Annotated in this window: 23 protein-coding genes and 1 pseudogene; 15 read left to right on the forward strand and 9 right to left on the reverse strand. The window is 71.8% G+C overall.

All coding sequences use genetic code 11. The features are described from left to right. The first annotated feature begins 52 nt into the window (after window positions 1–52). From ABFX50_RS00130 to araA, 4 genes are read left to right on the forward strand one after another with little or no spacing between them, the layout of a single operon-like run. The gene (locus tag ABFX50_RS00130; RefSeq protein ID WP_183660173.1) at window positions 53–1,039 is read left to right on the forward strand and encodes a LacI family DNA-binding transcriptional regulator; all 987 of its coding nucleotides are present in this window, start codon (window positions 53–55) and stop codon (window positions 1,037–1,039) included. 60 nt (window positions 1,040–1,099) lie between these two features. Next, window positions 1,100–2,791 (forward strand): ribulokinase, encoded by a 1,692-nt coding sequence (gene araB / locus ABFX50_RS00135; RefSeq protein ID WP_346143013.1) that lies wholly within the window; start codon window positions 1,100–1,102, stop codon window positions 2,789–2,791. After that, window positions 2,788–3,435 (forward strand): L-ribulose-5-phosphate 4-epimerase, encoded by a 648-nt coding sequence (locus ABFX50_RS00140; RefSeq protein WP_346125873.1) that lies wholly within the window; start codon window positions 2,788–2,790, stop codon window positions 3,433–3,435. Before araB ends, ABFX50_RS00140 begins: the two co-directional genes overlap by 4 nt. Beyond that, the gene (araA, locus tag ABFX50_RS00145) at window positions 3,432–4,889 is read left to right on the forward strand and encodes an L-arabinose isomerase (RefSeq protein ID WP_346142185.1); all 1,458 of its coding nucleotides are present in this window, start codon (window positions 3,432–3,434) and stop codon (window positions 4,887–4,889) included. Before ABFX50_RS00140 ends, araA begins: the two co-directional genes overlap by 4 nt. An 84-nt stretch (window positions 4,890–4,973) precedes the next feature. Here araA and ABFX50_RS00150 read toward each other — a convergent pair whose 3' ends face one another. Together ABFX50_RS00150 and ABFX50_RS00155 are read right to left on the reverse strand one after the other, a co-directional pair. After that, on the reverse strand, window positions 4,974–5,501 hold the full coding sequence (locus ABFX50_RS00150; protein ID WP_346142186.1) for a DinB family protein: 528 nt from the start codon (window positions 5,499–5,501) through the stop codon (window positions 4,974–4,976). Between the two features lie 115 nt (window positions 5,502–5,616). Then, window positions 5,617–5,961: an STAS domain-containing protein gene (locus ABFX50_RS00155; RefSeq protein ID WP_346142188.1), complete on the reverse strand. Its 345-nt coding sequence runs from the start codon at window positions 5,959–5,961 to the stop codon at window positions 5,617–5,619. Between the two features lie 125 nt (window positions 5,962–6,086). On the opposite strand from ABFX50_RS00155, the gene ABFX50_RS00160 reads away from it, so the two are divergent. Both ABFX50_RS00160 and ABFX50_RS00165 read left to right on the forward strand, forming a co-directional pair. Next, window positions 6,087–6,566 (forward strand): MarR family winged helix-turn-helix transcriptional regulator, encoded by a 480-nt coding sequence (locus ABFX50_RS00160; RefSeq protein WP_346142190.1) that lies wholly within the window; start codon window positions 6,087–6,089, stop codon window positions 6,564–6,566. Window positions 6,567–6,642: 76 nt separating this feature from the next. Next, a complete protein-coding gene (locus tag ABFX50_RS00165) occupies window positions 6,643–7,689 on the forward strand; it encodes a PP2C family protein-serine/threonine phosphatase (RefSeq protein ID WP_221241159.1) in 1,047 nt (348 codons plus the stop codon). Between the two features lie 67 nt (window positions 7,690–7,756). On the opposite strand, the gene ABFX50_RS00170 is transcribed toward ABFX50_RS00165, so the two are convergent. Further along, the gene (locus ABFX50_RS00170) at window positions 7,757–8,713 is read right to left on the reverse strand and encodes a carbohydrate kinase family protein (RefSeq protein WP_346142193.1); all 957 of its coding nucleotides are present in this window, start codon (window positions 8,711–8,713) and stop codon (window positions 7,757–7,759) included. Between the two features lie 236 nt (window positions 8,714–8,949). Here ABFX50_RS00170 and ABFX50_RS00175 point away from each other — a divergent pair, with 236 nt between their 5' ends. Continuing rightward, window positions 8,950–9,345: a YkvA family protein gene (locus tag ABFX50_RS00175; RefSeq protein WP_346142195.1), complete on the forward strand. Its 396-nt coding sequence runs from the start codon at window positions 8,950–8,952 to the stop codon at window positions 9,343–9,345. On the opposite strand, the gene ABFX50_RS00180 is transcribed toward ABFX50_RS00175, so the two are convergent. After that, window positions 9,335–9,853, reverse strand: a complete 519-nt coding sequence (locus ABFX50_RS00180) for a DUF2804 domain-containing protein (protein WP_346142196.1) — start codon at window positions 9,851–9,853, stop codon at window positions 9,335–9,337. The two genes, ABFX50_RS00175 and ABFX50_RS00180, sit on opposite strands and share 11 nt — an antisense overlap. 109 nt (window positions 9,854–9,962) lie before the next feature. On the opposite strand from ABFX50_RS00180, the gene ABFX50_RS00185 reads away from it, so the two are divergent. Further along, window positions 9,963–10,595, forward strand: a complete 633-nt coding sequence (locus tag ABFX50_RS00185; RefSeq protein ID WP_346142198.1) for a hypothetical protein — start codon at window positions 9,963–9,965, stop codon at window positions 10,593–10,595. Here the strand turns inward: ABFX50_RS00185 and ABFX50_RS00190 are convergent. Further along, complete coding sequence (locus tag ABFX50_RS00190) at window positions 10,564–11,949, reverse strand: alkaline phosphatase PhoX (protein ID WP_346142200.1); 1,386 nt, start codon at window positions 11,947–11,949, stop codon at window positions 10,564–10,566. The two genes, ABFX50_RS00185 and ABFX50_RS00190, sit on opposite strands and share 32 nt — an antisense overlap. Window positions 11,950–12,089: 140 nt before the next feature. On the opposite strand from ABFX50_RS00190, the gene ABFX50_RS00195 reads away from it, so the two are divergent. Both ABFX50_RS00195 and ABFX50_RS00200 read left to right on the forward strand, forming a co-directional pair. Further along, window positions 12,090–13,004, forward strand: coding sequence for an alpha/beta hydrolase (locus ABFX50_RS00195; protein WP_346142202.1), 915 nt, complete (start codon window positions 12,090–12,092; stop codon window positions 13,002–13,004). Next, window positions 12,997–14,571, forward strand: a complete 1,575-nt coding sequence (locus ABFX50_RS00200) for a flavin-containing monooxygenase (RefSeq protein ID WP_346142204.1) — start codon at window positions 12,997–12,999, stop codon at window positions 14,569–14,571. Before ABFX50_RS00195 ends, ABFX50_RS00200 begins: the two co-directional genes overlap by 8 nt. A gap of 7 nt (window positions 14,572–14,578) precedes the next feature. On the opposite strand, the gene ABFX50_RS00205 is transcribed toward ABFX50_RS00200, so the two are convergent. Further along, window positions 14,579–14,962 (reverse strand): PPOX class F420-dependent oxidoreductase, encoded by a 384-nt coding sequence (locus ABFX50_RS00205; RefSeq protein WP_346125886.1) that lies wholly within the window; start codon window positions 14,960–14,962, stop codon window positions 14,579–14,581. An 83-nt stretch (window positions 14,963–15,045) separates the two neighbouring features. Next, entirely contained in the window at window positions 15,046–15,462 is a 417-nt protein-coding gene (locus tag ABFX50_RS00210) for a DUF4259 domain-containing protein (protein WP_346142206.1), read from the reverse strand. 139 nt (window positions 15,463–15,601) lie between these two features. Between ABFX50_RS00210 and ABFX50_RS00215 the strand changes: the two are divergent. From ABFX50_RS00215 to ABFX50_RS00230, 4 genes and pseudogenes are all read left to right on the forward strand, one after another. Continuing rightward, window positions 15,602–15,730: pseudogene (locus tag ABFX50_RS00215) on the forward strand (phosphorothioated DNA-binding restriction endonuclease); the annotation flags it as partial. 38 nt (window positions 15,731–15,768) lie between these two features. Further along, on the forward strand, window positions 15,769–16,779 hold the full coding sequence (locus ABFX50_RS00220; protein ID WP_346142208.1) for a phosphotransferase enzyme family protein: 1,011 nt from the start codon (window positions 15,769–15,771) through the stop codon (window positions 16,777–16,779). Between the two features lie 366 nt (window positions 16,780–17,145). Next, a complete protein-coding gene (locus tag ABFX50_RS00225) occupies window positions 17,146–17,544 on the forward strand; it encodes a DUF1801 domain-containing protein (protein WP_346142210.1) in 399 nt (132 codons plus the stop codon). A 185-nt stretch (window positions 17,545–17,729) separates the two neighbouring features. Then, window positions 17,730–19,007 (forward strand): ATP-binding protein, encoded by a 1,278-nt coding sequence (locus tag ABFX50_RS00230; protein ID WP_346142212.1) that lies wholly within the window; start codon window positions 17,730–17,732, stop codon window positions 19,005–19,007. 20 nt (window positions 19,008–19,027) lie between these two features. Here the strand turns inward: ABFX50_RS00230 and ABFX50_RS00235 are convergent, their stop codons facing one another. Both ABFX50_RS00235 and ABFX50_RS00240 read right to left on the reverse strand, forming a co-directional pair. After that, the gene (locus ABFX50_RS00235; protein WP_346142214.1) at window positions 19,028–19,603 is read right to left on the reverse strand and encodes a helix-turn-helix domain-containing protein; all 576 of its coding nucleotides are present in this window, start codon (window positions 19,601–19,603) and stop codon (window positions 19,028–19,030) included. Continuing rightward, window positions 19,600–20,319: an alanyl-tRNA editing protein gene (locus ABFX50_RS00240; RefSeq protein ID WP_346142216.1), complete on the reverse strand. Its 720-nt coding sequence runs from the start codon at window positions 20,317–20,319 to the stop codon at window positions 19,600–19,602. Before ABFX50_RS00240 ends, ABFX50_RS00235 begins: the two co-directional genes overlap by 4 nt. 144 nt (window positions 20,320–20,463) lie before the next feature. Here ABFX50_RS00240 and ABFX50_RS00245 point away from each other — a divergent pair, with 144 nt between their 5' ends. Further along, the gene (locus ABFX50_RS00245) at window positions 20,464–21,600 is read left to right on the forward strand and encodes a hypothetical protein (RefSeq protein WP_346142218.1); all 1,137 of its coding nucleotides are present in this window, start codon (window positions 20,464–20,466) and stop codon (window positions 21,598–21,600) included. The last annotated feature ends 9 nt before the right edge of the window (window positions 21,601–21,609 follow it).

Consider the following 21,609-nt stretch of genomic DNA (forward strand, 5'->3'; position numbering starts at 1 on the left):
TCTGGGCAAGCCAGCGAAAGGAGTCATTGTGACCAGGCGTCGCCCCCCAGTGATGTCCGACGTTGCCAAACTCGCTGGAGTGTCGCACCAGACGGTCTCGCGGGTGCTGAACGACCACCCCAACGTGCGCGTCGAGACCCGCGCCAGGGTCATGGCCGCGATCGACGAGCTGGGCTACCGGCGCAACCTCGTCGCCCGCGCCCTGGTCACCAGCCGCTCGAACACCCTCGGCGTGGTCAGCTTCGACACCACCCTGTACGGCCCCGCCAGCACCATCTACGGCATCGAGCAGGCCGCCAGGACCGCCGGCTACTTCGTGAGCATCGTGAGCCTCAAGTCGCTCGACGCCTCCAGCGTGCGCGACGCCATCGAGTACCTCGCCGAGCAGGGCGTCGACGGGGTGGTCGTGGTGGCGCCGCAGCGTTCGGCGGCCCGCGCCCTGGAGACCCTGCCGGTGGGCATGCCCGCGGTGGCCGTCGAGGGCACGCACAGGTCAGAGGTGTCAGCGGTGTGCATCGACCAGATCGAGGGCGCGAGGCTGGCCACCAGGCACCTGCTCGACCTCGGCCACTCCACGGTCTGGCACGTCAGCGGCCCCTCCGACTGGCTGGAGGCCGAGGGCAGGCTCGAGGGCTGGCGCTCGGCGCTGGAGGAGGCGGGCCGTCCCGTGCCCGAGCCGCTGGCGGGCGACTGGAGCCCGCGCGCGGGCTATGCCGCAGGTAAGCGCCTGGCCTCGATGGACGAGGTGACCGCGGTCTTCGCGGCCAACGACCAGATGGCGCTCGGCGTGCTGCGCGCCTTCACCGAGGAAGGGGTGAAGGTTCCCGACGAGATCAGCATCGTGGGCTTCGACGACATCCCCGAGTCGGAGTTCTTCTCACCTCCGCTCACCACGGTCAGGCAGGACTTCGACGCGGTCGGCAGGCACTGCATCGAGGTGCTGCTCAGGCAGATCCAGGCACAGGGCCCCATCTCGACGGAGCGCCTCATCGTGCCGCCCGGCTTCGTGATCAGGGCCAGCACGGCCCCTGCCCCCTAACCCTTCTCTCCCCTCCTTTCGGTCAGCTGCATGGAGCTATATGTGAACGCTAACAACTACGTGGTCGGCGTGGACTTCGGGACGCTCTCGGGACGCGCCGTGGTCGTACGCGTCTCCGACGGCGCCGAGGTGGGCAGCGCCGTGCACGAGTACGCCCACGGGGTCATCGAGGAGCACCTGCCCGGCAGCTCCGTCCGTCTGGGGCCCGACTGGGCGCTCCAGTCGCCCCAGGACTGGCTCGACGTGCTGCGCTTCGCCGTTCCCTCGGCGATCTCGGCGGCGGGCGTCTCACCTTCACAGGTCGTCGGCGTCGGGACCGACTTCACCGCCTGCACCGTGCTGCCCACCACCGCCGACGGCACGCCGCTGTGCTTCGAGACGCCTTCGCTGCCGCACGCGTGGCCGAAGCTGTGGAAGCACCACGCCGCCCAGGCGCACGCGGACCGGATCAACGCGCTGGCGGCCTCCCGCGGCGAGGCGTGGCTGCCGAGGTACGGCGGGAAGATCTCCTCGGAGTGGGAGTTCGCCAAGGGGCTGCAGGTCCTGGAGGAGGACCCCTCGGTCTACGAGCGGGCGCGGCGGTGGATCGAGGCGGCCGACTGGATCGTCTGGCAGCTGACGGGCGTGGAGACCCGCAACGTCTGCACCGCCGGCTACAAGGGGATCTATCAGGATGGCGGGTACCCGTCGGCGGAGTTCCTGAGCGCGCTGAACCCTGATTTCGCGGACTTCGTCCACAAACTCACCGTGACGGAGCCGTCCACGCCGGGGGCTCCCGTGCTGGCGCCGCTCGGAGGGCTGGCCGGGCGGCTCACCGCTCGGGCGGCCGAGTGGACGGGACTGCCCGAGGGCATCGCCGTCGCCGTCGGCAACGTCGACGCCCACGTCACGGCGGCCGCCGCCGACGCGGTGCGGCCCGGCCAGATGGTGGCGATCATGGGCACCTCCACCTGCCACGTGATGCCCTCCGACCGGCTGGCCGAGGTGCCGGGCATGTGCGGCGTCGTGCGCGACGGCATCGTGCCCGGCCTCTGGGGTTACGAGGCGGGCCAGTCGGGCGTGGGCGACATCTTCGCCTGGTTCGTCGACAACGCCGTGCCCTCCTCCTACGCGCAGGAGGCGAAGGCGCGCGGCCTGTCGATCCATGAGCACCTGACCGGGCTGGCCGCCGCCCAGGCGGTCGGCGAGCACGGGCTGCTCGCCCTCGACTGGCACAACGGCAACCGCTCCATCCTCGTCGACCACCACCTCTCCGGTGTGATCGTCGGGCAGACCCTCGCCACCAGGCCGGAGGACGTCTACCGGGCGCTCATCGAGGCGACGGCCTTCGGCGCCCGCCTCATCGTCGAGACCTTCGAGAGGTCGGGCGTGCCCGTGGAGGAGTTCGTGGTCGCGGGCGGCCTGCTGAAGAACCGCTTCCTCATGCAGGTCTACGCCGACGTGCTGCGCCGTCCGCTGTCGGTGATCGGCTCCGAGCAGGGGCCCGCCCTCGGCTCGGCCGTCCACGCCGCCGTGGCCGCGGGGGCGTACGAGGACATCGAGCAGGCGTCGGCCGCGATGGGCAAGCGCACCGTGGCCGCGTACGTGCCCGACGACAAGGCGGCCGACGCCTACGACCTTCTGTACGCCGAATACCGCAGACTGCACGACCTCTTCGCCGACGGCGACATCCTGCACACCCTCCGCCGTCTGCGAAACGCCGCCACCGGGCCGGGACGGCCCTCGATCCAGGGAAGCGAGGCAGGAGCATGAGGGAGATCGTCTGTGAGCTGCACGCCGAACTGGTCCGCAACAACCTCGTCGCCTGGACCGCCGGCAACGTCTCAGGCCGCATCCCCGGCGAGGACCTGTTCGTCATCAAGCCCTCAGGGGTCTCCTACGACGAGCTGACCCCCGCCGCCATGGTCGTCTGCGATCTCGACGGCAACCTGGTCGAGGGCGAGCACGCCCCCTCCAGCGACACCGCCGCCCACGCCTACGTCTACCGCCACATGCCCGAGGTCGGCGGGGTGGTCCACACCCACTCGACCTACGCCTCCGCCTGGGCCTCGCGCAACGAGGCGATCCCCTGCGTGCTGACGGCCATGGCCGACGAGTTCGGCGGCGAGATCCCGATCGGCCCCTTCGCGCTGATCGGCGACGACTCCATCGGGCAGGGCATCGTGCGCACGCTCAAGGACCACCGCTCGCCCGCCGTCCTCATGCGCAACCACGGCGTGTTCACCATCGGCAAGGACCCCAGGGCGGCCGTCAAGGCCGCGGTGATGTGCGAGGACGTGGCCCGCACCGTGCACATCGCCCGCCAGCTGGGCGACCCGCTGCCCATCCCGCAGGCCGACATCGACCGTTTGTACGACCGCTACCAGAACGTCTATGGACAGAGGAGCCCCCGTTGAGCATCTGGTTTCTGACCGGCAGCCAAGGGTTGTACGGCGAGGACACCCTGCGTCAGGTGGCCGAGCAGTCCGGGCAGATCGCCGCGCAGCTGCCCGTCGAGGTGGAGTGGAAGCCGGTCCTGACCGACGCGGCCGCCATCAGGCGGGTGATGCTGGAGGCCAACGCCGACGACGACTGCGCGGGCGTGATCGCGTGGATGCACACCTTCTCCCCCGCCAAGATGTGGATCGCCGGGCTGGACGCGCTGCGCAAGCCCTTGCTGCACCTGCACACGCAGGCCAACGTGGCGCTGCCGTGGAGCTCCATCGACATGGACTTCATGAACCTCAACCAGGCCGCGCACGGCGACAGGGAGTTCGGCTTCATCCAGACCAGGCTGGGCGTCCCGCGCAAGACGGTGGCGGGGCACGTGAGCGATCCGGCGGTGGCCGCCCGCATCGTGGCCTGGAGCCGGGCGGCGACCGGCCTGCGTGAGCTGCGCACGCTCAAGCTGGCCCGGTTCGGCGACAACATGCGCGACGTCGCCGTCACCGAGGGCGACAAGGTGGAGGCGCAGCTGCGCTTCGGCGTGTCCGTCAACACCTACGGGGTCAACGAGCTCGTGGAGGCCGTGGACGCCGCCGCGGAGGCCGACGTCAACGCCCTGGTCCTGGAATACCAGGACCTGTACAAGATCGCTCCTTCGCTCCTCGGCGAGCGGCACGAGTCGCTGCGCTACGCGGCCCGTATCGAGCTCGGCCTGCGGCACTTCCTTGAGGCGGGCGGGTTCAGGGCGTTCACCACGAACTTCGAGGATCTCGGCGGGCTGCGCCAGCTGCCGGGCCTCGCCGTCCAGCGGTTGATGGCCGACGGGTACGGCTTCGGCGGCGAGGGCGACTGGAAGACCTCCGTGCTGCTGCGCACCATGAAGGCGATGGCCCCCGACGGGGGCACCTCCTTCATGGAGGACTACACCTACCACCTGACCCCGGGCGAGGAGCTCATCCTCGGCGCGCACATGCTCGAGGTCTGCCCCTCGATCGCCTCGGGCACCCCGTCGTGCGAGATCCACCCGCTGTCCATCGGCGGCAGGGAGGACCCCGTCCGCCTGGTCTTCGACGCCACGCCTGGCCCCGGCCTCGTGGTCGGGCTGGCCGACCTGGGCGACCGCTTCAGGCTGGTGGCCAACGAGATCGACCTGGCCGCCCCGCTGGAGCCGCTGCCGTCGCTGCCCGTGGCGCGCGCGGTCTGGCAGCCGAGGCCGAACCTGCGCACCTCGGCCGAGGCGTGGCTGACGGCGGGCGCCCCGCACCACACGGTGCTGTCCACGGCGGTCGGCGTGGAGGAGCTGAACGACCTGGCCGACATGCTGGAAGTGGAGCTGGTGGTGATCGACGCCGACACCACGATGCGGCAGTTCACCAAGGAACTGCGCTGGAACCAGGCCTACTACCGGCTCGCCAGGGGCCTGTGAGCCGGGGGCGCTGAGATCGCCTGACGCGCGAGCCGGCAGGACCGGCAGGACGACGGCCACGGCCTCGTCCGGCCGGTCGGGTTCTCACGCCGCCGACGCGGCGCGCACCAGCCGGAGCTGGCCGATCTCGGCGGCGTTCTTCATCAGCTCGGCGTTCACCCAGGCGAGCATGTGGGCCACGGTCATGCCGGAATCGGCGGGCCAGGGGAAGGGCGCGACGGCGTCCAGGTCGGTGTCGCTGAGCCTGTCCAGCACCGCCAGCCACTCTTCGCGCAGGCCGCGCAGCCACGCCACGGCCGCCTCGCCGTCGCCCGGCCAGGTGATCTCGACGCGCTCGCGCGGCGTGCGGCCCCGCGCGTGGTCGATGGTGACGCTCCACCACCAGCCGATGTGCCAGCTGAGCCAGCCGACGGTGGGGACGGGGACGGGGTCTAGCTCGGCTTCGTCCCAGTCGGGCAGCCACGCTCCTTCGCCGCCCGGCCGTACCGTCCAGTGGTGCGGGGCGGGCTCCCACAGGAAGTCCTCGGGCTTCAGCTGCTCGAGATGGAGCTCGAACAGCGACCAGGTCAGGTCGAACTGCCAGCGCAGCAGATCACGTCGGGAAACAGACACCGGCCGATCCTGGCACACCGCCGGCCTCCCCCCGAAGCGGTTTTCGACCGGCGCCGCGCCGGACGGCACGGCCGCCGCCAGAACGCGCCACCGCGCCCGGCCCGTGGATCGACGGTCAGCAGGGGAAGAGCAGGACGCCGCTCGGCCGCAGGTCGAGGACCTTGTCCAGCCCGCGTTCGGCCAGGAGCGCGCGCACGGGCGCGTCCACCCCTGTGACGCTCATCCAGCCGCCGGTGTCGCGGGCGTACCTGTCGGCCGCCATGAGCACGGAGAGGGCGAAGGAATCGATCGAGCGCAGGCCGGTGAGGTCGACGTCCACCCTCGGCGGCTGGTGCGCGGCCAGCGCCCTGGCCAGCCAGGCCTGCAGCAGCGGCTCGACGGTCAGGTCGATGTCGCCCGCCAGCGCGACGGTGGCCACTTCGTCGCTCGTCATCGCGTTGAGGACGAATGTGGCTGGCATGTGCCGTCCCTCCGGTAGCTGTGGATTGCCGGGGAAGTCCCGCGTCCTGAGCGCTCGGTCCCCTCAATCCTTGCACACTGCAAAGAAAGAGGGTCTCCGGGGAGAAGCGTGTAGAAACCATGTCCATGGGCGAGCAAGAGGATCTGTCCGCGGTCACCTCCGCGGTGCTGACCGGTTCGCGGCTGCTGGTCGCCATAGCCGCCAGGTCGCTGACGGCGGTCGAGGACAGGATCACGCTGCCCCAGTTCCGCATGCTGGTCGTGCTGGCGGGCAAGGGCCAGACCAAGCTGGTCACCCTGGCCGAACGGCTCGACGTCAACCCCTCCACCGCGATGCGCATGGCCGACCGCCTGGCGTCCTCGGGCTTCATCGTGCGGGAGGTCAACCCCAGGAACAGGAGGGAGACGCTGATCAGCCTCACCACCGACGGCCTGCGCATCGTGGAGGAGGTCACGGGACGGCGCCGCGACGAGATCGCCGCCATCGTCTCGCGCCTGTCGGCCGACCAGCGCCTCGCGCTGGTCTCGGCGATGGCCGCCTTCACCGAGGCGGGTGGCGAGCCGCCCGCCAGCGCCTCCCATCCGCTGGGCTGGCCCGAGGCGTGAACAACATCGTTGCGCTCACCGTTGCACGGTGCAAGAGTAACGCCACGAGTTCGTCCAATCCTGGCCGAAAGCGAGCATGAAGCCTTCCAACCAGCGGCGAGTCGTCGCCCTGCCGTACCTGATGATGGCCGTGGTGGCCGCGCTCGACCTGCTGTCGGGGCCCGAGGTCGGCTTCCTTCCCCTGGTGGCCCTGGGGCCCGCGTTCGCCAGCCTGGCCGGCGGCGTACGGCGGACGGTGCTGATCGGGCTCGTCGCCCTGATGCTCTGCGTCCTGCTGTCCGCCTACAACAACGTGCTGGGGACCACCCGCGGCTTCACCAGCCTGGCCAGCATCCTCGGCGTCACGGCGGCGGGCATGGTGGCCGCGGCCGGCCGTCAGCGCCGAGAGAAGGAGCTGGCCGACGTCCGCTCGATCGCCGAGGTGGCCCAGCGGGTGCTGCTGCGCCCCGTGCCGCGCAGGGCGGGGCATCTGCGGGCGGCGGTCTCCTACACCTCCGCCGTGGCCGAGGCGCGCATCGGCGGCGACCTCTACGAGGTGGTCACCGCTCCGGGCGGGGCCAGGGTGATCGTCGGCGACGTCCAGGGCAAGGGCCTGGAAGCGGTCGAGACCGCCGCGGTCGTGCTGGGCGCCTTCCGCGAGGCCGCGCACGACGAGGCCGACCTGGCGGGGGTCAGCTCCCGCCTGGAGAAGGCACTCAACAGGCACCTGTCGGGCGAGGAGTTCGTCACCGCCGTGCTCGCCGAGATCAACCCCGACCGCACCGTCACGCTGCTGAACTACGGCCATCCCGCCCCTCTGCTGGTGCGGGCGGACGGCAGCGCGCTCTTCGTCGAGCCCGCCGAGCCCGTCCCGCCGCTGGGCCTGGCCTCGCTCGGCCCCGAGGGACCCGTCAGTCACCGGGTGACGCTGGCCCCCGGCGACCAGATGCTGCTCTACACCGACGGCGTCACCGAGGCCCGCGACAGGCGCGGCGCGTTCTATCCCCTCGCCGACCGCGTCTCCCTGCTCAGGGAGGACGACCCGGAGGCCGCGCTCGAGGCGCTCAGACGCGATCTCGTCACCCACGTCGACGGCCCCCTGCACGACGACGCCGCCATGCTTCTCCTGCGCTACCTGGGCTGACCGTGGAAGCCCAGATGAAGATCGATGTCTCTCGGTGACCGTCGACATGACGGGCGGGCGGGCTGCGTCAGGTCTCGTCGTTCGCGCCGGGGGTGACGGCGGGGGTCAGGGCGGCTGCCCACGGGGGGTTGGCGCCCGCCACCGTGCACGTCAGCGCGGCGACACGGACGGCGAAGGCCAGGGCGTCGCGCAGCTCGGCCGCCCCGAGCGTGGAGAGCCGCCCGCCCAGGCGTCCCAGGGAGTCAAGCCTGTGCAGCAGGCCGGCGGTGAAGGCGTCACCGGCGCCCACCGTGTCGGCCACCTCCACCGCGGGGGCCGCGACGTCCATCCGCTCGCCGTCCAGTGAGGCGGTCACGCCGTCCGCGCCCCTGGTCACCAGCACCAGCCTGACGCCCGCGGCGTGCAGGCCGACGCAGAAGCCGTCCAGGGAGCCGAGATGGGCCAGGTCCTCCTCGCTGACCTTGACGATGTCGGCAAGGGCCGCCCAACGAGGCATCGCCGCCCGGTAGACGCCCGGATCGACCAGGAGCGGACGGATGTTCGGATCCATCGAGATGGTCGCCGAGGGGCGGGCGCGGGCGAGGAACTCCTCGATCCGCGCGGCGCCGGGCTCGCGGACCAGCGCCAGCGAGCCCGTGTGCACGGCGGCGATCCCTCCGAGGTCGACGGCGGCCAGCTCCTCCGCCGTCCACTGCCAGTCGGCGGTGCCCTCGGCGTGGAAGGAGTAGCTGGCCCTGCCCTCGCCGTCCAGCGTCGCCACGGCCAGGGTGCTGGGCTCGGCGGCGGTCACCACCCACGACAGGTCGACGCCCGAGGCGGTCAGCCGCTCGGTGAACAGCCTCCCGAACGGGTCGGTCGAGACGCGCCCGAGGTAGCGGGCGCCGGTGCCGAGCCTGGCGAGCGCGACGGCGGCGTTGGCCGGGCCGCCTCCGGGGATCACCCGCAGGGCGAGCTCACCGTGGCGGGCGTGATCAGGATCGGTGAAGGCGTCGGCGACGCACTCACCCAGAACGGCGACGGTCATCGGAGGTCCATGGCGGGCTAGGGGGACGAGGGGGTGGTGGACTCTATCGCGCGCTCCCCGATCAGTCACCGTGCATCCTCCCCCTCCCCCCGACCTCGCCGACGCGGGGTTCGAACCCCTGTCGGCGGTCTCCGCGCTGGTCGCCGCCCTCGGCGACGCCGGACGGGCGGTGCTGCTACTCGAGGGCCGCCTGGCGGAAGGGCTCACAGCGACGGCCCGCGACTATCGTGAGGTGCATGGGGACCGTGCTGGCAATCGTCGTCGGGCTCGTCGCCGCATGGCTGCTGCTCGTGGCCGCCCTCGCCCTGGCCACGCCCAGGCACGGGCTGCTGCGTGAGGCGTTGCGGATCCTGCCCGACCTGATCCGGCTGCTGCGGGACCTGGCCGCCGACCCCGGCCTGCCGCGCGGCGTGCGGGTGTGGCTCGGCCTGCTGCTGGCCTACCTGGCCATGCCCTTCGACCTGATCCCCGACTTCGTCCCCGTGCTCGGCTACGCCGACGACGCCATCGTGGTGACGCTGGTGCTGCGCGCGGTGGTGCGGCGCGCGGGACTGCCTGCCGTACGGGCCAGGTGGCGGGGCACCCCCGAGGGCTTCGCCGCCCTCTGCCGGCTGACGGGTCTCACGCTCTGATCGGCCGCCCGCGGCGCTGCAGCCGTCCCTCGACGAACAGCGCGTTCTCCGTCATCCCCGTGCCGTCGGTCCACCTGCCGCCCAGTTGGACGGCCAGCCCCCTGCCGCTGCCCGCCGCCCAGTTCCAGGTGATCGAGTACGGCCAGCGGCCCCTGCCGTGGTCGAGCACCGCGAAGGAGTCGGCCTCACTCACCGGGTGCTCCGCCGTCCCCAGCCTCAGCCGCCCGCGCACCGGGCGGGCCAGGTCCTTCACCGTGTACTGGAACCTGCGCGGCCCCCACGGCACCACCACGCCCAGCGACTCGTGCCCCTCGGGCATCGGCGCCTCCAGGTCGACGAGGACGCCGGGCGCCTGCGCGCGCAGCCACGTGCACTCGGGCCGCTGGTCGATCTCGATCCGCAGGCCGGCGCCCGCGGCCGACACCGTCCCGCTCCCGCTGCGGTCGGGGAAGCGCGCGCCGCGTGCCAGCGGCACCACCACCTCGCTCCCTGCGGCCTGTCCCGCCACCCTAGGCCACCCCGGCCGGCGGCATTCCTGGTGCCGTGCCGTCCATGGTCGGACGTAGTCTCGTTCGGTGCGACTACGTCCGGAGTTGACGCGGCGGCCCTGGCCGTCGATGAACCACCGAGAGGTCACGGCCGAGCTGGTGCTGGAGGGATGGGTCCCCTGCGGCCTCGGCGACTGGGCCACGGCGCTGCGCTCCCCCGACGGCTCCATGGCCGCCAGAGTGTGCCCCTTCGACCCGGCCTACGCCGCCTTCACCGAGCTGTGCAGGCGCCTTCCGGACAATCCCTACCTGCCGCGCGTCGTCCTCGACACGCCGCTGGAGGGCGGCGGCACGCTGGCCGTCCTGGAGTTCCTCGCCCCGCTGGAGCAGGCGCGGGCGGAGGAGGTCGCGCGCCAGTGGCGCGAGGGCGGCGGCGAGGCCGCGCTGGCCGAGGTACGGCGGGCCGCCGCCGAGGTGGACGCCGAGTGCCGCGCCACCGTGCCCTGGTGGGACGGCGTCGACCTCCACCCCGGCAACGTGCGGAGGGCGCTGGACGGCAGGATCGTGCTCATCGACGTGTTCTGCATGGACGGCGCCGCCCTCTACGCCCAGATCCTCGAGGACGCCGCCGTCGTCAGCGACCGGATCTCCGGCATCAGGTACGTGCTGGACATCCCCTACATCGCCCGCGAGAGCACGCCGGAGGAGATCCAGGCCCTCCGCGACGCGCTCACAGCGAGCCGTTCTCCCAGGGCCCGGTGATCGCGAAGGTGATGCCCGGCGTCTGGATGTTGGCGAACAGCCAGCCGCCGTCCTTGCTGTCGAAGGTGGATCCGCACCACTCCGAGCCCGTGTAGTCGCCAGGGGCGACCGACTTGCCCCGCACCCCTCCGGCGGGGATGACCACCGCGTTCTCCGCGAAGGGGAAGATCTCCCCGTCCATGGTGAGGCCGTGCAGGTACTCCACGCCCGAGCCGTCCTCGCACAGCACGATGCCGCCGCGGGGGCTGACGCAGATGTTGTCCGGGTTGTTCAGCACGGTCGCGCTCGGCGAGGCGAACAGCACCCGCATCGTGTCGGCCGCGAGGTCGTACTCGAAGACCTGGCCCTGCCCGGTGGGGCCGCCGCTGGTGCTGACGATGTAGATCTTGCCGTCGTGGTACCAGGCGCCCTCGAGGCGGCGGAAGGACGCGCCGCCCTTGGCGATGCCCTGCTGAACGACGCTGGTCTCGCCCGGGCCTGGATCGGGCTCGTCGATCACGACCCAGTCGATCTCGGGGTAGACGGTGCCGGTGCCGTCGGCGTAGGTCGTGTAGGCGCCGCCGCCGATCTTCATCATCTCCAGGATGCCGCCCTGGGCGAGGTCGCCGCGTACGGTGGGGCGGAACCTGTACAGACCGCTCGGCGTGGCGTCCTCGGTCTCGTACACGTAGCCGGTGGCGGGGTCCACGGCGACGGCCTCGTGCGAGAACCTGCCCATCTCCCTGTACGGCCTGGCGTCGCCGATGCCGTCGTGGGGGACCTCGAAGACGTAGCCGTGCCGTACCGAGCCGTTGATCTCGGTCGTCTCCTCGCACGACAGCCAGCTCCCCCACGGCGTCGGACCGCCCGCGCAGTTGCGGATGGTCCCGGAGAGGCTGGCGTAGCTGTGGACGAACTCGCCCCTGCGGGTGTCGAAGACCAGCGTGGTCGTGCCGCCGCCGGCGGCCGGGTTGTAGGCGGGCTCGACGAACGCGCCGGAGTAGGCGCTCACCTCGTGGTTGCGGACCAGCGCCGTCCAGTGGCCCTTGCCCGAGCCCTTGATCTGGTTCTTCAGCTTGCCGCTCGGCTGGAAGGCGGCCATGCCGTCGTGCATGGAGGGGGTGGGCCGCCCGTCGGACATCAGATCGCCGGTCCAGCCGTGCGTCAGGTACTCGAAGCCGCGGGGCAGCTTGAGCAGTTCCAGGCCGGTGGTGTGGTCCTTCACCGGCGACAGCGGACCGTAGTCGGGGCTGAAGGCGCGCTTCACCATGGTCGAGGCGTCGGCCGTACGTGCGGACAACGCCGCCAGCGGGCCGCCCGCCACCATGCCGATCGCGGCGGCGCGGAGGAAGCCGCGCCGGTCGATGTGTGTCATGCGACGTACCTTCCAGCCTCCCGCTGGCCGTACGGCAAAGCGGGAATGTCGGCCGCACGACCGCACGATGGCCCGTTGACCTCTCCGGCGGGCCATCCTACGGTCAAGTTCTAGAACGTCGTTCTACGGAGGAGAGCCGCATGGCCCTGGACGAAGCGACGACCGCCCTGCTGACCCAGATGGCGCAGGCCGAGGTGCCGCCCCTGGAGCAGATGACGCCCCAGCAGGCCCGCGCCTTCTCCAAGGCGATGGCCGCCGAGAGCGCGGAGACCGGCCCCGAGATGTTCACGACGAGCGAGAGCGACGCGTCCGGTGTTCCCGTCAGGATCCTGGTGCCCGGCGAGACGCCGCGCGCGGTCATCGTCTACTACCACGGCGGCGGCTGGGTGCTCGGCGACCTCGACCAGTACGACGCCGTCGGCAGGCGGCTCGCGGCGCGCACCGGCTGCGCGGTCGTGCTGGTCGGCTACCGTAAGGCCCCCGAGCATCCGTACCCCGCCGCCGTCGAGGACTCGTGGGCGGCCCTGCGGTGGACGGCCGGCCACCTCGAGGAGATCGCAGGCGCGCCCGTCCCGCTGATCGTGGCCGGGGACAGCGCGGGCGGCAACCTGGCGGCGATCATGGCAAGGCGAGCCCGCGACCACGGGGGGCCTTCGCTCACGCTGCAGATCCTCATCTATCCGGTGACCGACTGCGACCTCGAGACCGCCTCCTACCGCGACCCCGCCAACCAGCTCATGCTGACGAGGGAGGGCATGGCCTGGTTCTGGAACCACTACCTGCCCGACCTGCCCTCACGCGAGGATGCGGACGCCTCCCCCCTACGCGCCAAGGACCTGTCGGGGCTCGCTCCCGCGGTCGTGCTCACCGCCGAGCACGACGTGCTGCTCGACGAGGGCGAGTCCTACGCCGAGCGGCTGCGGGAGGCAGGCGTGCCGGTCTCGTCGCGCCGCTTCGACGGCCAGATGCACGGCTTCTTCACCATGATCGGGTTACTGCCCGGCAGCGGCGCGGCCTTCGACCACCTCGCCGAGAGCGTCGACCGGCATGTATGACGCGATCATCGTCGGCGCGGGCCTGTCCGGGCTGTACGCGCTGCACCGGCTGCGCGGCCTCGGCCTGCGGGTGAAGGTCTTCGAGGCGGGCGAAGGCGTCGGCGGCACGTGGCACTGGAACCGCTACCCGGGCGCCCGCTGCGACGTGGAGAGCGTCGACTACTCCTACTCCTTCTCCCCGGAGCTGGAGCAGGAGTGGGACTGGACGGAGAAGTATCCCGGTCAGCCCGAGATCCTGGCCTACCTCGAGCACGTCGCCGACCGCTTCGACCTGCGCCGTGACATCCTGCTCGGCACGCGCGTGGTCGCCGCCCGCTTCGACGGCGGCTGGCACGTCACGACGGAGACGGGCGAGCGGGTGGGCGCGCGCTATCTCGTGATGGCGACGGGCTGCCTGTCGGTGCCCAAGCCCGTCGAGGTCGACGGCCTGGCGAACTTCCGCGGCGAATGGCACCACACCGGCCGCTGGCCGCACGAGGGCGTCGACTTCACCGGCAGGCGGGTCGGCGTGGTCGGCACCGGCTCCTCGGGCATCCAGTCGATCCCGGTCATCGCCGAACAGGCCGGGCACCTGACGGTCTTCCAGCGCACGCCCAACTTCAGCCTGCCCGCCTACAACGGGCCGCTCGCGCCGGAGACGCGGCGCGCGGTGAAGGCCGCGTACGGCCTGCGCCGCAGCCTGGCCAGGCAGACGCACTCCGGCATCCCCGCCGAGCCTGCCGTCCAGTCGGCGCTCGAGGTCGGTCACGAGGAACGGCTGGCCCGCTACCAGGCGGGATGGGAGCGCGGCTCGCTGGTGGGCATCCTCGGCGCCTACACCGATCTGCTCATCGACAGGGCCGCCAACGATACCGCCGCGGAGTTCGTCCGATCGAAGATCCGCGAGCGGGTCGAGGACCCGGCCGACGCCGAGTCGCTCTCGCCGAGGGACCACCCGTTCGGCACCAAGCGGCCCTGCCTCGACTCCGGCTACTTCGAGACCTTCAACCGCGACGACGTCACCCTCGTCGACGTGCGTGAGGACCCGATCGCCGAGATCACCGCCAAGGGCCTCAGAACGGCGGGCGGCTCCGAGTACGAGCTCGACACCCTCGTCTTCGCCACCGGCTTCGACGCGATGACGGGCGCGCTGACCGCCGTCGACATCCGCGGCGCGCACGGCAGGTCGCTGCGGGAGACGTGGGAGGCGGGCCCGCGCACCTACCTCGGGCTCGCCGCCGCGGGCTTCCCCAACCTGTTCACCGTCACGGGGCCGGGCAGCCCTTCGGTGCTCAGCAACATGGTCGTCTCCATCGAGCAGCACGTCGACTGGATCGCCGACTGCCTGGCCTTCCTCGAGGGCCGCACCATCGAGGCCACGGCGGCGGCGCAGGAGGCCTGGACGGCGCACGTGCGCGAGGTCGGCGCGGCCACCCTCTATCCGGCCGCCGACTCGTGGTACATGGGCGCCAACGTGCCGGGCAAGCCGCGCGTGTTCATGCCGTACGCCGGAGGGGTGGCCCTCTACCGCCGGCTCTGCGACGAGGTGGCGGCCAAGGGCTACGAGGGGTTCGCGATCACCGGGTGAGGACCGGTCAGCCGAAGTTCACCGCGAGGGCGTGGGAGGGCTCGACCAGGAACACCACCCGCTCCTCACCCCTCGGGTACGGCTCACCGGTGTACTTGCGGGAGATCCTGTCGATGATCTCCCAGGCCGCCTCGCCGTCGAGGAGCTCGACGGTGCCGCGCACGGTGGCCATCGTGAACGGGTTGTCGTGGGCGGTGATGGACAGCGCCACCCGTGGGTCTCGCGCGAGGTTGCGCGCCTTGCGCGAGCCAGGCCCGGTGAGAAAGGCGATCCTGTCGCCCTCGACGCCGACCCACAGCGGCACGCTGTGCGGCGAGCCGTCAGGCCCCACGGTGGCGACGTGCGCGTAGTTGGGGCCTTCGAAGAGCGCGCGAACGTCAGGGGACAGCATCGGTTTCCTCCACGTGGTCGGCGACGGCATCTGGCATCCTCCCGAGCGGACGCCTGCCGTTCAAGCAGGCGCCGCCGGGAGAGCTAACGGCTGAGGCCCTCGCGGATGGAGGTCAGGACGGCCGTCGCCTGGGGAAGGGCGCCCGCCTCCTCCCAGAGGTCACGCCACTCCGACCGCTCGGCCGCCACCCGGTCGAGCGCTCGCAGCGCCAGCGCCGCCAGGTCGGAGTCGGAGGGGAGCTCCACCCCGCCGCCCTTCACCAGGAAGCTCGGCGCGTAGGCCGAGGTGATCGGCTGCCCTCCGCGCTGCGCCGCGACGATGGCCGCCGCCGCGATCGCGCTGTTGGCGTCGTCGCCGTCGAGATAGTCGTCGCTGCCGGCCGCCGTGGCCAGCGCCTGCCTGATCAGCTCCACGCGCCGCTCGGCGGAGGCGTCGTTGAGCGCGCCGCACCAGTCAGCGGCGCTGTCGTTGTCGAAAGGACCCACATCCCATGTACCCATGGGGGCATTCCTATCGGAGACCACCGACAATCGGCACCTCGCCGAGATCGCCGTAAACTCCCGGATCGTGGACTGGATCGAGCGGATCGCAGGCACCGCTCCACCACCTGACCAGCGACGGCCTCTGGCTGGTCGACAGCGTGAGCTGGTGCTGTCCCTGGCGGGACGTCCCGCGCAGGATCCGCAGGCGGGTCTCGACGCGGTCGAGCCCCGCCATATCGCCTGGCATGGCCGTCAGGTCTTCCGCACCCCCGCCCGTCTCCCCTGACCATGCGCGCCGCGCCGGATGGGCGCACAATAGGGCGGATGCACGACGTTCTTCTCATCAGCGGGCAGGGCGCGGTCGCGGTGGCGCGCGAGGTCTCCCGGCTGCTGCGGGACGCCGGGGTGGCGCACGCGCTGCTCGAAGGCGACTCCCCCGCCGACCCGAGCCACAGGCGGTCGGTCCGCGCCGACGTCTCGCCGGGCGGGGCCGTCACCGCCGTCCTGCTGGAGGGCGGTCGCCGCCTCAGCCTCCCCACCACCGACGGCGACGCCGTCGAGATCGCCGACCTCACCGGCTGGATCGAGCGGCCCCTCCATGGAGGCGGGGTCAACCAGGTGGTCAGGGCGGGCGCCACCGTCAGGCGGCCTACGGGCCCGTGGACCCCCGCCGTCCACCGCCTGCTCGCCCACGTCGCCGCCGCCGGTTTCCGCGGCGCGCCCCGCGCGCACGGGCTGGACGCCGAGGGCAGGGAGGTCCTCGACTTCGTCCAGGGAGAGGTGGCCCACTACCCGCTGCCCGACCACGCCTGGAGCGACGCCACCCTGCGGGAGGTCGGCAGGCTGCTACGCGCCTACCACGACGCCACGGCCGGCTGCCCCGCCGAAGGCCCCTGGTATCTGCCCGCCCGCGAGCCCGCCGAGGTCATCTGCCACGGCGACGTCGCGCCGTACAACACGGTCTTCCGCGACGGGCTCCCCATGGCGTTCATCGACTTCGACACCGCCCACCCCGGGCCGCGCCTGTCGGACGTCGCCTACGCCGCCTACCGGTTCGTCCCGCTCAGCGCCCTGGGAAACGGCGAGGCCGTCCTGACCGTCGCCGAGCAGGCACGGCGACTGCGCCTGTTCTGCGACGCGTACGGCCTGCCGCCCGCCGAGAGAGCGGCGCTGCCCGCCATGGTGCGCGAGCGCCTGCACGCCCTGGTCGACCTCATGCGCACCCAGGCCGCCGCAGGCAACGCCGCCTTCGCCCAGCACCTGTCCGAAGGCCACCACACCCTTTACCTCACCGACGCCACCCACGTCACCACCCACGCGGCCTCCCTGGTGTAGGGGCCCTCAGGAGGTCAGCGGTGGCGCCTTTCGGGTGGAACCGCGGTAGGAGGCGGGGGGTCGTCACGTCTGGCGACCCTACCGGGAGCCGGGCACCTCCGACGGGTCCGATCCGCTGTCGCCCTGCCACTGTCTGACCTCGCCGTTCACGGCTGAACCACCCGACCCCGGACCGCCCACCGCCGGAGGGCCCGCGGGCCTGCACGGCGGACGGCGACGCCGCCACCGCGGGGTCGTGGGCGTGGAGGCCCTGGGGCAGATGTCCGGCATGGGCCACAGCGCCACCCCGCGACCGCGAGGATGGACTCGCCGGCCGGCACCGTGCGCCTGTGGTGCGGCCCGTCCCGAACGAGTGGGAGGAAGGTCATGACCTACACCAAGGACTCTCGCGTCGACGCCTACATCGACGGCCTGCCGGGCTGGCAGCAGGACATCTGCCGCGAGGTGCGCGATCTGGTGCACGCCGCCGACCCCGAGGTCGCCGAGACCATCAAACGCACCCGCCAGCCGTACTTCGTCCTGCAGGGCAACATCTGCGCCCTGCTGGCGGCCAAGGACCACGTCAACGTCTTCCTCTATGACGGCGCGATCGTCCCTGACCCCGAGGGGATCATCACGGCGGGGCACGAGAACAAGACCGCCCGCACCGTGGCCTTCCGCCAGGGCGAGGCGATCAACGCACCCGCGCTGACCGCCATGTTCAGGCAGATCATCGCCAACAACCGCGCAGGCGGCTGGCGGAAGCTGAAGCGGGACTCGTCCTAGGGCGAATCGCGCCTGGAGGCGCCGGCGTCTGAGCTCTCTACCGCCTCAGATCCGGCCCTTCGGAGGGAAACTACGGCACATCTTCCACTCGGTACATCTTTCGCCGTCCTGTTGTCCAGCTTGGCGAGGGACCAGGCCCCCGAGCTGCCCTAACGTCGGTAGCCCCCCACTGAGGAGGCACACCGGTGAACTGGCACATCCATGACTACCGCGAGGACGATCTCGCGGCCGTGGTCCATCTGATCGACAGCACGGCTGGGCTCGGCCAGGAGTCGGTGTTCCCCCTCGCCGAGTGCATCGGGGCCCTGACCTCGCGCCAGCCGGCCGTCGTGGCGGTCCACAGGGGCGTGCCCATCGGGGCGGCGCTCTCCCACGTGGCGGGAGAGCGGGCGTGGGTGATGCGGATCGCGATCGCCTCCGCGTGGCGGGGGCGCGGGCTGGCCAGCGCGCTGCTGAGGGAGCTGGAGCGGCGGCTGATCGAGGCGAGGGTACGGCGGATCGCGTACGTGCTGCCGGAGGAGGAGCTGATCGGCGAGGGGCTGGTGAACGCCGGCTACACCAGGCGTCCCGCCGTGGCCTACTTCGAGAAGGCCGAGCCCGCCGTCGGCGTCGGCGCCGACCTGCTGGCCGAGCTGGGCGGCCGGCTCCTGCCCGGCGACCTGTGGGACAAGGTGGCCGGCATGGAGGTGGAGAAGGAGCTGATCGAGCGGCGCGTCGTGCTGCCGCTCGCCGAGCCCGAGCGCGCCGCCAGGCACGGCGTGCGTCCGCCGAGGGCGATCGCCCTGTTCGGCCCGCCAGGCACGGGCAAGACCACCTTCGCTCGCGCGATCGCCTCCAGGCTGGGCTGGCCGTTCGTGGAGCTGCTGCCGTCCAGGCTGGCAGGCGACGGCAACCTGGCCGAGGCGCTGCGCACCGCGTTCTCGCGGATCGCCGAGCTCGAGCGGGTGCTGGTCTTCATCGACGAGGTCGAGGAGATCGCCGCCGTACGCGCCGAGCGTCCCGAGGCCGGCAGCCACGGCATCACCAACGAGCTGCTCAAGCTCATCCCCGGCTTCAGGGAGAGGGACGAGCGGCTGCTGGTCTGCGCGACCAACTCCATCCGCTCGCTGGACCCCGCGTTCCTGCGGCCCGGCCGCTTCGACTACCTGGTGCCGATCGGCACCCCGGACGCGGCCGCCCGCTCGGCGATCTGGGCGCGGTACTCAGGCGCGCGGCCGGACGTGGACCTGGACACGCTGGTCGCGGCGAGCGAGCTGTTCACGCCCGCCGACATCGAGCACGCCGCGAGGACGGCCGCGCAGACGGCCTTCGAAAGGGACCTCGCCGCCGACCGGGCCGTGGAGACGCCCGCGGGCGCGGACACTGCCGACTACCTGGCCGCGATCGGGCAGTGCAGGCCGACCATCACCCCCGCGATGATCGACGAGTTCACCGCGGACATCACCTCGCACGCCAGGCTCTGAGCCCGGCAAGGGCACCGTGGCTAGGTGAAGGACGGGGAGGCGATGACGACGGTGACGTCGGCGGGCGTCGCGTCGGTGCGGTAGGCGTGGGGGGCGTCCCCCGCGAAGGCCAGCAGATCACCGGCCTGCAGCAGGCGCGGGTCGTCGGCGGGGCCGGCGGTCAGCCGTCCCGAGGCGACCAGGAGATGCTCCACCGTGCCCGGCGCATGCGGGACGCCGTCCACGGAGGTGTGCGGGGGCAGGCGCAGCCGCCACAGTTCGAGGCTGTGCCCGCCGCTGATCCGCCGCAGCAGCTCGCGGGTGGGGCCGTCCTGTCCCGCCGGGGTGGCGGGGACGTGGTGGGTGCCAGGGCCGGCCTGCCGGGTCAGCAGGTCGGTGAGGGGGATGCCCAGCGCGACGGCGATGGCGTCCAGCGTGTCGATGGTGGGGTTGCCCGCACCCGCTTCCAGCTGCGACAGCGTCCCCTTGCTGAGCCCGGTACGGCGGGCCAGCTCGGCCTGGCTCATCCCGCGCTGCAGGCGGCGGCGCTGGATCTGGGCCCCGGCCGCGGCCGCCGCGCTGCTGGCCGGCCTGCGCTCCCTGTCGGGGGCGTTCACCGCAGCGGCCCGTGCGCGGCGGAGTAGGACACCCTGACGCGGCCCTTCTTCACCTTGACGGCCGAGATCGTGATCTCCGCCAGGTCTGCCAGGCCGCGCACGTGCGTGCCGCCGCAGGGCGCGGCGTGCACGTCTCCCAGCCGCACGATGCGCAGGCCCTGGGCGTCATGGTCCACGGTGACGGGCAGGTCGTCGGCCACCTTGGCCGTCACCCACCGGAGAAGGTGGGCGGCGGCCTCCTGCCTGCCCTGCGGGTCGGCCAGCCCCGTGTCCGTCTCCTGCGCGGTGAACTCGATGCGCGCCTGGCCGGGGAAGTGGGTGTTGCCCGCCAGCACCCATCCCCTGCTTCGCCCCGCCGCCTCGATGAGGTGGCCGGCCGTGTGCAGCGCCGCGTGCGACAGGCGCAGTTCGGTGTCGACCCGAGCCTGGACCTGGTCCCCCTCGGCCAGCCCTTCGAGCCCGGCGCCATGCTCGTCGCGGGCGCGCACCACGACCAGGCCCGTCGCGGCATCGCGGACGGGGGTGACCTCGCAGGTGTCCAGCCATCCCCTGTCGGCGGGCTGGCCGCCGCCCTGCGGGTGGAAGATGTTCCGCCGCACCGCGACCCATGCCGCGCCGTCGTCCTGCCGTCCCGTCGCGGCCACGGTGGTGGTGACAGCGGTGAGGTAGGTGTCGTCCAGGTAGGCGGCGCTCTGACATTCAGTGAGATGAACCATACGTTTACTATATCGAACACACGCATAGCTGCGGGTGTCTCCGAGCGCTTCACCTACCGTTCATGACTTTGTGGGAAGTGTCGCCATTTCGCCCCTATAGCGTCTAGTTTCGGTTTTGATCGTTAACGAAAGACGGGTGTGAACATGCGCAAGCTGTTGTCCCTCGCGGCGGTGGCCACCTTCTCCCTCGGCGTCCTCTCCTCCCCGGCGGCGGCGGATGGAGGAAGGCCCGCGGAGCTGCCGACCGAGGTCTACGGCGGGGCGTGGAGCGCCGGCCACGTGCAGGGCATCGCCGTCGACCAGCGCAAGGGCTTCATGTACTTCTCCTTCACCAACCTCCTGGTGAAGACCGACCTGCGGGGCAATCCTGTGGGGTCGGTGACCGGGTTCACCGGGCACCTGGGCGACCTGGACTTCAACACCAGGGACGGCAGGGTCTACGGCTCCCTGGAGTACAAGGCCCAGGAGTCGTTCTACATCGCCATCTTCGACGTGGACCGGATCACCAGCATGGGCATGGACGCCCAGACCAGCGACGTGGTGAAGACGGTCTACCTGAAGGAGGTCGTGGCCGACTACGTGGCCGACATGAACGGCGACGGCAGGTTCGACGGCAACGTCGCCAACACCCCCGACCACCGGTACGGCTGCAGCGGCATCGACGGCGTGTCCTTCGGGCCCGAGTTCGGCAAGAAGAACGGCAAGCAGAAGCTCACCGTGGCCTACGGCGTCTACTCCAACGTCTCCAGGCAGGACAACGACCACCAGGTGCTGCTGCAGTACGACATCCAGCAGTGGAAGAAGTACGAGAGGCCGCTCACGGAGAGCGCGCCGCACACCAGCGGTCCCGAGTCGGTCGACGGCAAGTACTTCGTCCACACCGGCAACACCAGGTACGGCGTGCAGAACCTGGAGTACGACGACCACACGGGCAACTGGATGATGGCGGTCTACAAGGGCGCCAAGCCGCAGTTCCCCAACTACTCCTTCTTCATGGTCGACGGCAGCGCCGAGCCGCGCGAGGCCGACATCGTGGGGCAGCCCCAGCCGGAGCGGGGACAGCTGCTCTCCCTGGCGCCCGGCGGCCTGGAGCACGCCCCCTCGGGGGTGCGCGGCTGGGAGTTCGGCGGCGAGTACGGCCTGATCTCGCTGGGCGACGGCCGGTTCTACGTCTCCAAGGCCGGCACCCTCACCGAGGGCGGCGTGACCAAGCAGACCAGCCACTCGCAGCTGTACCGCTGGACCGGCCAGGCGCCGACGCCGTTCGAGCGAGTGAGCTGACGCCAGGGG

Origin of the sequence: Nonomuraea recticatena, from assembly GCF_039533245.1 — a bacterium.
Lineage (GTDB): Bacteria > Actinomycetota > Actinomycetes > Streptosporangiales > Streptosporangiaceae > Nonomuraea > Nonomuraea roseola.

Excerpts from the sequence above, each read along its gene's own strand:
- ABFX50_RS00165 (WP_221241159.1), top strand. The coding sequence starts at position 6,643 with ATGAAGCCTTCCAACCAGCGGCGAGTCGTCGCCCTGCCGTACCTGATG.
- ABFX50_RS00160 (WP_346142190.1), top strand. The coding sequence starts at position 6,087 with ATGGGCGAGCAAGAGGATCTGTCCGCGGTCACCTCCGCGGTGCTGACC.
- ABFX50_RS00225 (WP_346142210.1), top strand. The coding sequence starts at position 17,146 with ATGACCTACACCAAGGACTCTCGCGTCGACGCCTACATCGACGGCCTG.
- ABFX50_RS00210 (WP_346142206.1), bottom strand. The coding sequence starts at position 15,462 with ATGGGTACATGGGATGTGGGTCCTTTCGACAACGACAGCGCCGCTGAC.
- ABFX50_RS00200 (WP_346142204.1), top strand. The coding sequence starts at position 12,997 with ATGTATGACGCGATCATCGTCGGCGCGGGCCTGTCCGGGCTGTACGCG.
- ABFX50_RS00245 (WP_346142218.1), top strand. The coding sequence starts at position 20,464 with ATGCGCAAGCTGTTGTCCCTCGCGGCGGTGGCCACCTTCTCCCTCGGC.
- ABFX50_RS00175 (WP_346142195.1), top strand. The coding sequence starts at position 8,950 with ATGGGGACCGTGCTGGCAATCGTCGTCGGGCTCGTCGCCGCATGGCTG.
- ABFX50_RS00220 (WP_346142208.1), top strand. The coding sequence starts at position 15,769 with ATGCACGACGTTCTTCTCATCAGCGGGCAGGGCGCGGTCGCGGTGGCG.
- ABFX50_RS00140 (WP_346125873.1), top strand. The coding sequence starts at position 2,788 with ATGAGGGAGATCGTCTGTGAGCTGCACGCCGAACTGGTCCGCAACAAC.
- ABFX50_RS00155 (WP_346142188.1), bottom strand. The coding sequence starts at position 5,961 with ATGCCAGCCACATTCGTCCTCAACGCGATGACGAGCGACGAAGTGGCC.
- ABFX50_RS00190 (WP_346142200.1), bottom strand. The coding sequence starts at position 11,949 with ATGACACACATCGACCGGCGCGGCTTCCTCCGCGCCGCCGCGATCGGC.
- ABFX50_RS00195 (WP_346142202.1), top strand. The coding sequence starts at position 12,090 with ATGGCCCTGGACGAAGCGACGACCGCCCTGCTGACCCAGATGGCGCAG.
- ABFX50_RS00240 (WP_346142216.1), bottom strand. The coding sequence starts at position 20,319 with ATGGTTCATCTCACTGAATGTCAGAGCGCCGCCTACCTGGACGACACC.
- ABFX50_RS00170 (WP_346142193.1), bottom strand. The coding sequence starts at position 8,713 with ATGACCGTCGCCGTTCTGGGTGAGTGCGTCGCCGACGCCTTCACCGAT.
- ABFX50_RS00185 (WP_346142198.1), top strand. The coding sequence starts at position 9,963 with ATGAACCACCGAGAGGTCACGGCCGAGCTGGTGCTGGAGGGATGGGTC.
- ABFX50_RS00130 (WP_183660173.1), top strand. The coding sequence starts at position 53 with ATGTCCGACGTTGCCAAACTCGCTGGAGTGTCGCACCAGACGGTCTCG.
- ABFX50_RS00205 (WP_346125886.1), bottom strand. The coding sequence starts at position 14,962 with ATGCTGTCCCCTGACGTTCGCGCGCTCTTCGAAGGCCCCAACTACGCG.